We start from the raw sequence: 10,716 nt of genomic DNA, 5'->3' as shown, positions 1-10,716 counted from the left end.
AATGACAGACGTGCGCCCCTACGGTTTCCGGGTGTGAAGCTCATCAATAAAATATTCCTCAAATCCTTACATAAAGGTAACTTGCTTCTTTTCGGAAGCGAGTATGACAAATGACAAATGACGAATGACAAATGACTTACTCCTTCACAATCTCAAACAAATCCTCTATCAGTACATCAAATGTCCGTGCTAACTTCAGCAGCGCCCCAATATCCACCATCGTCATTCCCGGCGATCGCGCGTAGGTTTTGATGGTACTATAGGGTACTCCAGACCGTTCAGCCACATCCAGCAACGTCCAGTTCTCCCTGGCAGCTAGTTCCCTAATCCGCAACCGAACTCGTTCGCCTCTTGACATAAAGTTTAAATTTCGTCTACATTAAGCAAATTAAAAGCGATCGCACCATTAGGTATGTAGCCAGATTGCGATCGCCATATCATAAATCTACAACCCCATGATTTGGGGCGCATCTCCTATGTTATCAACACTTCCGCTAAAATCAAGAGCCACTCATCCGTTACAACGATTTGTCACCCCAGAAGCCATTGCGCTTCTGCTCAATCTCCATCCTGACGAGATTTATCGCATTGACTGCTGGCGATATGTGATTCATGTTGTTGGCAAGGGAGTCAGCACATTTGTCAGTTACGCCGATATCCCACCAATTTTAGGTGTAGACTCGCCCACGCTGAAAGATACCCTCTGTTGGCGTAGGCGTTGGCGCAAGCATCGATACAAAGCGCCGGACTTTTGGGCTAAATTTTACCAGCAGAAGTTCGAGCAATCCCTGTCTCTATCAGAACTGTATCAATGGGGGGAGTTGGTGAACCGGATTCAATTTGGACTATCTGGTACAACCCTAGAGTGGCTGCGAAGCATTTATATAAAGGAGAGAGAATCATTCAACTTCTGAATAAAACTCTTATCCAGTCAGCTTTAGCTGACTTGAGCTTTCAGCCTTGGGTTTAAACCCAAGGCGATTGGCTTGCACCGCTATCAGGGAAAATGTATCATTGCTTCCCCAGCTCCCCCAGCTCCCCCAGCTCCCCCAGCTCCCCCAGCTTCCCCCGCTCCCCCTTTGAGTAAGCTACAATTATTAAGAAATCTATAGTAAGATCGACCTCTCTCATCTCACTCCCTAACGCCTTTATGACTCTTCCGATTCGCAACGTTGCCATTATTGCCCACGTCGATCACGGCAAAACCACCTTGGTTGACGCCCTGCTTAAACAATCCGGTATCTTCCGTGAAGGGGAAGAGGTTCCTGATTGCGTTATGGACTCCAATGATTTGGAGCGAGAGCGGGGAATTACGATTCTGTCTAAAAATACAGCGGTTCACTATAAAGATATCTTAATTAATATCGTCGATACTCCCGGTCACGCCGATTTTGGTGGGGAAGTGGAACGGGTATTGGGGATGGTGGATGGTTGTATCCTAATTGTGGATGCTAATGAAGGACCGATGCCACAAACCCGGTTCGTCCTCAAAAAAGCCTTGGAAAAAGGACTGCGCCCGATTGTGGTGGTGAATAAAATTGACCGTCCTCAAGCTGATCCCTACGGTGCTGTGGATAAAGTCCTGGATTTGTTTATTGAATTGGGGGCGGATGATGATCAGTGTGAGTTTCCTTATCTGTTTGCCTCTGGGTTACAAGGGTACGCTAAAGCCGATTTAAAGGACGAAGGCGTGGATGTGCAACCCTTGTTTGAATCTATCCTGCGCCATGTTCCGCCGCCTGTGGGTGATGTGAGCAAGCCTCTGCAATTGCAAGTCACGACGCTGGATTATTCGGATTATCTGGGTCGAATTGTGATTGGCAAAATCCATAATGGCGTAATTAAAGCGGGTCAGCAAGCGGCTTTAGTTACAGAAAGCGGGGAAATTGTCAAGACTAAAATTAGCAAACTTATGGGGTTTGAAGGACTCCAGCGGGTTGATTTAGAGGAAGCCTTCGCCGGAAATATTGTCGCGGTGGCGGGGTTTGCGAATGCTAATATCGGCGAGACGATTACCTGTCCGAATGAGCCCCAAGCCTTACCGTTAATTAAGGTGGATGAACCGACATTGCAGATGACGTTCTCGGTGAACGATTCGCCGTTTGCGGGTCAGGAAGGGGATTACGTGACTTCGCGGCAATTACGCGATCGCTTGATGCGAGAATTAGAGACGAATGTGGCCCTACGTGTCGATGAAACCGATTCTCCGGATAAATTCTTAGTCTCTGGGCGGGGGGAATTACACCTGGGTATCCTGATTGAAACCATGCGCCGGGAGGGGTACGAGTTTCAGGTGTCTCAGCCGCAAGTGATTTATCGGGAAGTGAAGGGTCAACCCTGCGAACCTTACGAAGTGTTGGCGCTAGATATTCCCGAAGACGCTGTGGGTGGCTGTATTGAACGCTTGGGTCAGCGCAAGGGCGAAATGCAGAATATGCTAGTCAGTGGTAATGGTCGCACCCAATTGGAATTTGTGGTTCCCGCACGGGGTTTAATTGGCTTCCGGGGTGAGTTTATGCGCCTGACTCGTGGGGATGGGATTATGAATCACAGTTTCTTGGATTATCGTCCGATTTCTGGTGATGTGGAAACCCGCCGCAATGGAGTGATTATTGCCTTTGAGGAAGGGGTAGCGACTTTCTATTCCTTGAAAAATGGCGAAGACCGAGGTGTATTCTTTATTACACCGGGGACGCGGGTGTATAAGGGGATGATTGTTGGCGAACACAACCGTCCTCAAGATTTGGATTTGAATGTTTGTAAGACTAAGCAGTTAACCAACCATCGTTCCGCCACCGGGGATGAATTGGTGCAGTTACAAGCGCCAGCCGAGATGAGTTTGGAACGGGCGTTGGAATATATCGGACCGGAAGAATTGGTGGAAGTCACGCCCGAGTCGGTGCGGTTGCGTAAGGTGACGAAGAAGTTGGTCAGGCGTTAACGTAGGGGCGCACAGACGTGCGCCCTAAACTGACGTGCGCCTATGTCAACTGAAGGCGAAAACCAATACTGGTAAGAGGAAGGCAAAGAAGCGCGACTTTCGCTAGGGGAGTGTCAACCAAGTTGAGCAAGCCAGCGCCGTTTATTGAGCGACGCGATCGCCTTTAGCCCGTTCCCCTGTTGGTACACTCAAGCTGCGGAAATACATACTGCCGATCGCAAATAAAAATACCAGGTAGCTCACCGCTTGCACTAAGTAGATTTTGGCTCGATAGCCAAATAAAGCCTTAAGCACCAAACCCGGAAACTTATTGTCAGGTAAGATACCACTGGTATTCCAAACCCTTGATCCGAGAAGACAGGAATGGTCTTCGGCAAAGTGGTCATAGTAGAAGCACAAGGCTTGTGACTGAGGGTTTATCTGTGCCAAGGCAGCAGCAGCTTGGTCAAAATGGGCTAAAGCCCCCACAACTAAACCTGCAACAATCAGGAGTAACAAAACGCCCATAACCTGGAAAAACTGGCGGATGTTAATCTTGATGCCCCACTTGAATAGGAGAAAACCAATGACCACAGCTCCAACTATGCCACCCACTGCTCCTAAAGCTGGCACCAGTCCCTGTTGAAACTTAGCAACGATAAATACAACGGTTTCAAAACCCTCTCGCAAGACGGCAATGAAAATTAAGCTAAAAACACCCCAACCCCCATCTGCGCCTTCTGCGATCGCAGATGTGATAGTCCCTTCAATTTCAGCTTTGAGCGATTTTGCCTGCTGGGTCATCCAAATTAGCATCCAACTGAGCAGTGCGATCGCAATAACACCAAACACTGCCTCTAGAAGGGGTTCAATTATGGGGGCGTACTCTGGATAGGTGGTACTCAAAGCCTGAATGCCCCAAGTGAACAAGATACCCACCAAAGCACTGGCGATAATTCCCGCCACCACACCGCTATATACCCATGGGTTGAGCTGTTCGGCTTTGGCTTTTTGGAGGCAAGCCAGTACAATTCCTACCACCAGGGCGGCTTCCACACCTTCCCGGAGGGTAATGACAAAAGTTGGTAAAGCAGGACTAAAATCCATGATTTCTAAGGCTTCAAGGGTCATTTTCTCATGATTTTAGCTTTCTGGGTTCCTTCTAGTACAGACATGGATATCTTTTACTATCCACTTTTAGGGAGATTACCTCGTCTAATTTTATCTCTCTTCAGTCTCATAGAGATTTTTTCAAGCTTCATACTAAGGATTGATTGAAATTAAATAAGCAAATAATAAAGTAGTTAAGTAATAGCAGTGCCTTAAAAAAGAGACATAAAATAATGAACCTTTCTAAATTTTCCAAATGGGCTGGAGCTGGTGTAATTGCAGCTACTTTATTCGTTGCCCCTTTCACTTCTGTCGCACAAGCTCAGTATGCTCAACCTGAAACCTACGAAGGAGTTGAAGAAATAGAAACTGAAAATGACTTTGATTGGGGTTGGTTAGGTCTACTCGGTTTGTTGGGATTAGCAGGTTTGGCTGGTAAAAAGCGCAAAGAACCTACTGTAACTACTACGGATTACGCGGCTAATGACCCTACTGTGGGAGTTCGTCCGGGGACAGATTACCGTCGTTAGTCATTGCGTTCCAAGCTGTGGCTTTTGAATTGACGACCTTTGTGATGTTCTCTCCCGTTAAACGTTCCCACGTTATAACGGGAGCTTCACCGCTCGATTCTTACTTTAGCTTTGACGCGGAAATTGATTTCCTGACTATGTAAGTCAACGATATTCAACCTAAAAGACTTAACTTCAAGCGGCGATGTACCCGGAATTCACCATCAGCGATATCCGAGTCATAAGTAGGTGGACACAATTAAAGTTAACGGTTGAGATTAGGGACCTCGACTTACCTCGACTTGCCTCGACTTGCCTCGACTTCGCTCGGCAACACGCTCGGTAACACGCTCGGTGTTTCACAGGGAACAGTAAGGGTTTGAGGTTAATCTACAAAACTTAATATAATACAGTACTGTTTTCTTTTGTCCGACTACTTACGACTGTCGATGATTTGATGACGGCGCAGACAAAATGCCAAAAACCGTAATCAGCAGGCTCAGAAAAGTGAAGCAACGGGTCAATTGTAGGGGCGGGTTTAGGAACTAGCGCTAGCTTGTTACTAAGAAATGAACAACAAAACCCGCCCTATTCAGAAATACAGCGCTTTGCGCTGTAATAAAGTACAGTAAATCAAAGTCCCCCTTTTTAAGGGGGATTTAGGGGGATCGACAATGTACCGCATAGCAGAGCAAACCGAAATTAGCTGTTTCCTTTTTCACGGGCAATGGGTTGGCAAAGCTCACGGTTACTCTGTTTAACATCGGGATTATGATTCAGATAATCTTGCAGCCAATTACAACTTTTTGCTAACAGTTCCTCCAAATCTAAATTCCAAACAATTGCGGTATTATCTTCAGTGCCGACAGCTAATGCCTGACCATCCTGACTCCAATTCACACTGGTGACACGCCCCTCCTCGGCTTCCCAAGTTTTCACTAAAGTGTCATCTAGTCGCCAGATTTGTACCCGATTATCCCAACTTGTAGTTGCCAGAATATTTCCTCTAGGACTAAACTCAACCCGTGCCACACTATCTGTAGACCCTTTCAGGGTGGTTTGCAATTCTCCCTGGCGATTCCAGAGTTTTACAGTATTGTCATAACTAGCTGATGCTAATAACTGGGAGTCGGCGGAGAAGCTGACATCTAACACCCAATTACTATGACCTTTCAACGTTTTCACCAATTGTCCCTGACGATTCCAGAGTTTAACGGTTTGGTCATCACTAGCAGACGCCAATATCTGACCATCGGGACTAAAAGTTACCCCATTGACGCGGGATTGATGTCCTTTTAAGGTTTTAATCAAAACTCCATCTCGTGTCCAAAGTTTAATCGTTTTATCTCGACTGGCGGAGACAAGGGTTTGCGAATCTGGACTAAAACTGACATCTAACACCCAATCCTGATGACTGTTCAATACCTTAATAAACTCTCCCTCTCGATTCCACAGCCGAATCGTACCATCTCGACTGGCTGAGGCAAGGCGTTCCCCGTCAGGACTAAAGCTAACACTATAAATTCGTTCCGTATGTCCGGTTAAGGTGTGCAAGAGTTGACCAAAACGATCCCAAATTTTGACGGTTTTATCGTTACTCGCCGTAGCTATTCGTTCTCCATCGGGAGAAAAGGTCACATCTCGCACATCATCATCATGTCCGCGTAAAATGAGCTGAGACTGTTGCCGCAGTTCCCAAATTTTTATGGTTTTATCATAACTGGCAGAAGCGAGGACGACGGGAGTTGCTAATGTGTCTGCGGTTTCTTTTGCTTGTTTTGTGGGACTAAAACTGACGGCGGTTACTCTATCGCTATGTCCTTTAAAGGTTTTCAGTAATTTACCATCACGATTCCACAGGCTTACCGTATTATCGGCACTGGCGGCAGCAATTAACTGACTGTCAGCGCTGAAAGTTACGTTTAATACCCAGCGTTCTGGCTGGGAGAAGGTTTTAATGAGTTGACCCTGAGTATCCCACAGTTTCACGGTGCGATCATCGCTAGCTGAGGCAATGAATTGACCATCGGGACTAAATGCCACACTGTTAACCTTACCCTGATGTCCGGTGAGAGTTTTCCATAATTGACCATCTTTTGTCCACAATTTAATGGTTTGATCGCTTCCGGCTGACGCTAGCATCTCACCATTGGGACTAAAGCTAACCCACTGCGCTGCTTTTTTATGGGCTGAAAGGGTATGAATTAACTCGCCATCCACTCGCCACAGGCGCACCGTACCATCCGCACCTGTGGAGGCTAGGTGTTCACCGTCGGGACTAAAGCTAACGCTATAAACATAACCGTCATGCCCTGTCAACATGCGGACAAGGGTGCCATCCCGACGCCACAGCTTAACTGTACCATCCCAACTACTGGATGCAATTAGCTGACTATCTGGACTAAAGGAAACACTGGTAATGCTATCTTGATGCCCTTGCAGAGTCGTGACTAATGTACCATCAGGACGCCACAATTTTACCGTGCGATCGCGGCTGGCTGAGGCAATCAGTTCTCCATCAGGGGAAAAGCTGACATCCCAAACAATATCACTATGCCCTTCTAACCGATTTCGCTCGGTTACGGAGTCTACGGCTTGAGAGAGGGCAGCAATCACTTGCAGGTGGGTATCGGGCTTAACCCCGACAGCAACCTGCTTAAGCTGTCTTGCGCCTCGGAGTGCTTCTAGCAGCGCATCAAACTCTTTTCCGGAGGCAAATAGGGCTTCTGACGACGCACTAATCGCCGCTAGTTGGGCATTAAACGTTAGAGTCGCGGCGCGTCGGCGTTGCACCTCAGCCCGCCATCCTAACCCCCCAGCCGTAACCGCCAGCACTGCCATTGCCGTACCGACTGCGATCGCCCGGAGTCGCTGTTTGCGAACTCGTAAGAGTTCCATCTGACTGTGCTTTAGCCGTGTCACCAGTGTCTGCTTGCGGCGTTTTTTGTAATGGTGACGGATGGGGGCGACTAAGTAATCGTGAACCAGTTGATATCGATCCTCGGGTTCGTCAGGTAGGCGAAATAACAACCCTGAACCAACTAAAATCTCCAGAATTAGGGAAAGTGAGGATGGCGGGTTGGCAATTGAGGGGGATGGTGTATGTCCCATATCTAAGTCTTTTGTCCCCGATTCCAACTCAGTTTGAGTTTTCAGAGGACGAGTCCCTCGGTCATCTGTCAGGGAAAATAAGACTTGCCAAACTGTCTCTTGATTCTCAGATCCACAATCAGCAATAGCATTCAACAGCCAGCGTTCAACTAAAGTGGCTTTCGGATTCGTGCCTAAGGCTTGGTATTGCGCCAGAGTGGTAATTTTCTCCGTTTGCAGTTGCATCCCCACCACCTGTAATTCAATCAGTCGCACGCTTTCGGTGGGTGAGGCTAAATCCTGAACTAGGGCATCAATTAGGGCGTCGTCTAACTTAAACTGAGAACCTGAAGCCAGAGTGGAAATGACATTTTTCGCTTCCCGTGGGGACAAATCCCCCAAGTGGTAGCGAAGTTGCCGATCCAGAATATTATTGTTAATCGCACTCAAATTCGTGTAGCGTTCGCATTCCAGCAGGTAATGCAGGTAATCTTCCCGCAGGGATAAAATAACTTTGACAAAGGGAAGATTCAGGCAATGTTCCAAAAATTCATAGAACTGGCGTCGCTGTTCTAATTCCGTACAGACGAAAAAAAATTCTTCAAATTGATCGAAAATTAGCACGATCAGGATATTGCCATCAGCCGCCTGCTGTAATTGATTGACACAGGTTGCCAGTTGGCTCAGGGGTTGGGGATCTAACGCCGTATCTGATGAGGGATTAGGGGTACAGCCTAAGGCATCGCTGAGTTGTCGAGAAAACTCTCCTCGCCAATCGCTATAGACTTTCTGCACCACAGGGATCACTTCTCTAGCACTAATCGTGCGACTCTCTAAGGCAGGGACTAATCCAGCGTGAATCAAAGAACTTTTACCCACCCCAGAGGAACCATGAATCACCGTTAGTTTGTGATCATTGCGGCTGAGGCGTTCCAAGAGTCGATTTACATCCGGCAATCGCCCAGCCGCTGCTATTTCCAGGGGCGATAATTGGTGATCTTGTCGCCCAGAGAGTAAGGGTGCTGCACCGAGAAAGGTAAAAAAGCCATACTGTTGTTCGAGGGAGCGCTGTTTTTGCTTGAGTTCAAAGGCTCGTAGGTATTCCTGGTGATCGAAGTAGAGCGATCGCAGTTCTTGGAGAATGTCCAGATAAAGCTGGGGAGACTGATGGGGAGCGTTTGGCAGTAACCCCTCTACCGTTAACGCCGCCTCTAAATCCGCGATCGCCGCCGTCGATTCCCCTAGTTGACGCTGGGCTTTGGCACGGATCAGTAAGTACCATCCCTGATGCTGAGGCTGACATAAGTGAAACTGATCCAAAATATCTAACGCTGTTTGGACGAAGACTTTGGCATCCTCCCAGTTGGATTCTTCTAATGCCACCGCCGCCAAAAAACCATAAGCTTGGGGTAATTGAGCCGCATTGTCTGGGGTTTGAGACTGCGCCAGCGACTGAAGTGCCAGTGCTTGTAAATCTGCCCAATTTTGCAGGTTTTGCAAGACTTCACCCAGTTGAATGGTTAAGTGGGCAACCCAATCCAAGCGTCCCGCCGTCGTAAAGGCGTCAATCCCCGCTTGCCAAAATTCTCTGGCTTTCTCCCAACTTCTATACTTGTGACTTGGGTGTAATTGAGCTTGACGACAATAACACCAACCCAGATGACACTGTAAGATGCCAATCCGTTCTAAGGATTGTTGATCAGCGCCATCGGAGACAGCACAGCGAATCTGTTGCCAAACATCTAGACTCCGTTGATACTGTTCCAGAGCTACCTCAATCAAGTCACGTTTAAAGGCATCTCTGGCTAAAATAAACTGCCATGTCGCATAGTGGGCAGGTTCTAGATTCACACCACGCCCCTGCAAATCCCGTAATGCGGATTCGAGTTCTTGACGACGCTGACATCCCGGCGACAGCTTGAGCGCTTCATTGGACAAAAATTCACCGACACTTTTCTCTAAAAGCGTGGTAAACAGTTCATCAGTTGTGTGTTGCCATAAGTCCAACAACTCGGCGGTTGCCAGTTCAAATTTAATCGAGGTAGCCGCCCAACTCTTAAAATCAGGAGCAAATCGGGCTAATTTGTGGAGTAATTCATCAGTGACCCATAAAACGATAGGAAAGCTAAAACTTTTCGGAAATTCGTCGCGTACCTGATTGGTAGAGATTAAGACTGGATCAATTGCGGTCACAGATTCCAGACCAAATACGAGCAAGGCAGATAAGTCCTCTTTCGCGATCGCCTCTAGGATAACGGTATATAAGGTTTGACTGGATTCTTGAAGCCCTAACTGTTTCAAGGGAATTCCTGTCAGCCCTTGGAGTTGCTGCCACATCGGTTGTTTGCAGCACTCATAGTTGCAGCGGACTAAAATCAGGGCAAATTGTCCTTCCGACAGGGTGATTGCCCGAGCGAGGGTAGATAGTGAACGCTCATTGGCTAAGACTATTTCTTCGGCTCTCTCTCTCTCTTTCTCCTTCATTCCTATCAAAATTTGACTACTCCTAGGTGGCTATCGTCGAGTAAGCTGGTGTTAATAAGGGACTTTAAATACAAAGGCTAAAAAACAGAAAACCAACCAATAAGACCTCTATTGGCTTCGGCGGATGGATCTGCTATTTTAATGACAGATCTTTTATTAAAGCGTATCTTTGATAAGATAAAAGCTATTTATTGAGAAATCCAACCCACTTCTAAAATCACAACTTAGACGCAGACAATTTAACAAGTTTCAATAGAATTAAACAGTGAGATCAACTGATAAAAATCGTGACAAAATTTTATAGTAAGTGTGACTTGGATCACTGATTTGTCATTCGTTATTTGTCATTCGTCATTCGTCAGGCAATAGGCAATAGGGTAATGGGCTATAGAAATTTTGTCTCCCAGCTTCCCCTGCTCCCCCCGCTCCCCCCGCTCCCTCTACTCCCCCCGCTCCCCCGGCCTGACAGGTGTAGGTTTTTTATTTTATGGTTGGGACAAGACAAGGAGGACAAGGAAGGAAAGAAGACAAGGGGGGAAAACCGTACAGAATTCGGTTCGGTCAAACTAACTTCTAAAAGCCGAAACGCCCTATTTTTCGTTC

General features: G+C 47.2%; 6 protein-coding genes. 3 read left to right on the top strand and 3 right to left on the bottom strand.

Annotation, left to right across the window (positions count from 1 at the left end):
• Positions 1 to 136: 136 nt before the first annotated feature.
• Entirely contained in the window at positions 137 to 358 is a 222-nt protein-coding gene (locus RIG66_RS11640) for a helix-turn-helix domain-containing protein (protein ID WP_044210723.1), read from the bottom strand.
• 118 nt (positions 359 to 476) lie between these two features.
• Between RIG66_RS11640 and RIG66_RS11635 the strand changes: the two genes are divergently transcribed.
• Positions 477 to 914: a hypothetical protein gene (locus tag RIG66_RS11635; RefSeq protein ID WP_446378164.1), complete on the top strand. Its 438-nt coding sequence runs from the start codon at positions 477 to 479 to the stop codon at positions 912 to 914.
• 236 nt (positions 915 to 1,150) lie between these two features.
• Positions 1,151 to 2,941, top strand: coding sequence for a translational GTPase TypA (gene typA / locus RIG66_RS11630; protein WP_446378162.1), 1,791 nt, complete (start codon positions 1,151 to 1,153; stop codon positions 2,939 to 2,941).
• Positions 2,942 to 3,082: 141 nt separating this feature from the next.
• On the opposite strand, the gene RIG66_RS11625 is transcribed toward typA, so the two are convergent.
• On the bottom strand, positions 3,083 to 4,027 hold the full coding sequence (locus RIG66_RS11625; protein WP_446378166.1) for an FTR1 family iron permease: 945 nt from the start codon (positions 4,025 to 4,027) through the stop codon (positions 3,083 to 3,085).
• Between the two features lie 236 nt (positions 4,028 to 4,263).
• Between RIG66_RS11625 and RIG66_RS11620 the strand changes: the two genes are divergently transcribed.
• Positions 4,264 to 4,560: a WGxxGxxG family protein gene (locus tag RIG66_RS11620; protein ID WP_446378160.1), complete on the top strand. Its 297-nt coding sequence runs from the start codon at positions 4,264 to 4,266 to the stop codon at positions 4,558 to 4,560.
• Between the two features lie 681 nt (positions 4,561 to 5,241).
• On the opposite strand, the gene RIG66_RS11615 is transcribed toward RIG66_RS11620, so the two are convergent.
• Positions 5,242 to 10,113 (bottom strand): WD40 domain-containing protein, encoded by a 4,872-nt coding sequence (locus RIG66_RS11615; RefSeq protein WP_446378158.1) that lies wholly within the window; start codon positions 10,111 to 10,113, stop codon positions 5,242 to 5,244.
• Positions 10,114 to 10,716 lie beyond the last annotated feature (603 nt).

Origin of the sequence: Coleofasciculus sp. E2-BRE-01 (assembly GCF_040221695.1) — a bacterium.
Classification (GTDB): Bacteria; Cyanobacteriota; Cyanobacteriia; order Cyanobacteriales; family Coleofasciculaceae; genus Coleofasciculus.
The sequence above is the reverse complement of the archived record's forward strand: the minus strand, read 5'-3'. Positions and strand labels throughout refer to the sequence as shown.

Coding starts and splice junctions, on each gene's coding strand:
- typA (WP_446378162.1), top strand. CDS start 1,151: ATGACTCTTCCGATTCGCAACGTTGCCATTATTGCCCACGTCGATCAC.
- RIG66_RS11625 (WP_446378166.1), bottom strand. CDS start 4,027: ATGGATTTTAGTCCTGCTTTACCAACTTTTGTCATTACCCTCCGGGAA.
- RIG66_RS11620 (WP_446378160.1), top strand. CDS start 4,264: ATGAACCTTTCTAAATTTTCCAAATGGGCTGGAGCTGGTGTAATTGCA.
- RIG66_RS11635 (WP_446378164.1), top strand. CDS start 477: ATGTTATCAACACTTCCGCTAAAATCAAGAGCCACTCATCCGTTACAA.
- RIG66_RS11615 (WP_446378158.1), bottom strand. CDS start 10,113: ATGAAGGAGAAAGAGAGAGAGAGAGCCGAAGAAATAGTCTTAGCCAAT.
- RIG66_RS11640 (WP_044210723.1), bottom strand. CDS start 358: ATGTCAAGAGGCGAACGAGTTCGGTTGCGGATTAGGGAACTAGCTGCC.